Here is a 1,582-nt window from a genome sequence, read left to right as displayed (position 1 = left end):
GCCACCAGGCACCTATTTGTTGATATTCCACCCATGAGCACCCGCCACGAAACATACGTCCGTGCTACGGGCAGTACTCCTGACAACACCACACCCCGCCATGCAGCAGGGGCGTTGTTGTGAGGCGCTCCTTAGAAAGGAGGTGATCCAGCCGCACCTTCCGGTACGGCTACCTTGTTACGACTTAGTCCCAATCGCCAGTCCCACCTTCGACGGCTCCCTCCCACAAGGGGTTAGGCCACCGGCTTCGGGTGTTACCAACTTTCGTGACTTGACGGGCGGTGTGTACAAGGCCCGGGAACGTATTCACCGCAGCGTTGCTGATCTGCGATTACTAGCGACTCCGACTTCATGGGGTCGAGTTGCAGACCCCAATCCGAACTGAGACCGGCTTTTTGGGATTAGCTCCACCTCACAGTATCGCAACCCTTTGTACCGGCCATTGTAGCATGCGTGAAGCCCAAGACATAAGGGGCATGATGATTTGACGTCGTCCCCACCTTCCTCCGAGTTGACCCCGGCAGTCTCCTATGAGTCCCCACCATCACGTGCTGGCAACATAGAACGAGGGTTGCGCTCGTTGCGGGACTTAACCCAACATCTCACGACACGAGCTGACGACAACCATGCACCACCTGTAAACCAGCCCCAAAGGGGAAACCACATTTCTGCGGCGGTCCGGTCCATGTCAAGCCTTGGTAAGGTTCTTCGCGTTGCATCGAATTAATCCGCATGCTCCGCCGCTTGTGCGGGCCCCCGTCAATTCCTTTGAGTTTTAGCCTTGCGGCCGTACTCCCCAGGCGGGGCACTTAATGCGTTAGCTACGGCGCGGAAAACGTGGAATGTCCCCCACACCTAGTGCCCAACGTTTACGGCATGGACTACCAGGGTATCTAATCCTGTTCGCTCCCCATGCTTTCGCTCCTCAGCGTCAGTTAATGCCCAGAGACCTGCCTTCGCCATCGGTGTTCCTCCTGATATCTGCGCATTTCACCGCTACACCAGGAATTCCAGTCTCCCCTACATCACTCTAGTCTGCCCGTACCCACCGCAGATCCGGAGTTGAGCCCCGGACTTTCACGGCAGACGCGACAAACCGCCTACGAGCTCTTTACGCCCAATAATTCCGGATAACGCTTGCGCCCTACGTATTACCGCGGCTGCTGGCACGTAGTTAGCCGGCGCTTCTTCTGCAGGTACCGTCACTTTCGCTTCTTCCCTACTGAAAGAGGTTTACAACCCGAAGGCCGTCATCCCTCACGCGGCGTCGCTGCATCAGGCTTGCGCCCATTGTGCAATATTCCCCACTGCTGCCTCCCGTAGGAGTCTGGGCCGTGTCTCAGTCCCAGTGTGGCCGGTCACCCTCTCAGGCCGGCTACCCGTCGTCGCCTTGGTAAGCCATTACCTCACCAACAAGCTGATAGGCCGCGAGTCCATCCAAAACCACAAAAAGCTTTCCACCAACCACCATGCGATGGAAGGTCATATCCGGTATTAGACCCAGTTTCCCAGGCTTATCCCAGAGTCAAGGGCAGGTTACTCACGTGTTACTCACCCGTTCGCCACTAATCCCCCCGCAAGC

At 57.1% G+C, this 1,582-nt stretch carries 1 rRNA gene; it reads right to left on the bottom strand.

Going from position 1 to position 1,582, the window contains the following annotated elements:
* Positions 1 to 135 precede the first annotated feature (135 nt).
* Positions 136 to 1,582: ribosomal RNA gene (locus AC5RTT_RS20495) — 16S ribosomal RNA — on the bottom strand; the annotation flags it as partial.

The organism is Arthrobacter sp. Y3221157 (assembly GCF_059089865.1).
This window is presented reverse-complemented; position numbering and strand designations above follow the sequence as displayed.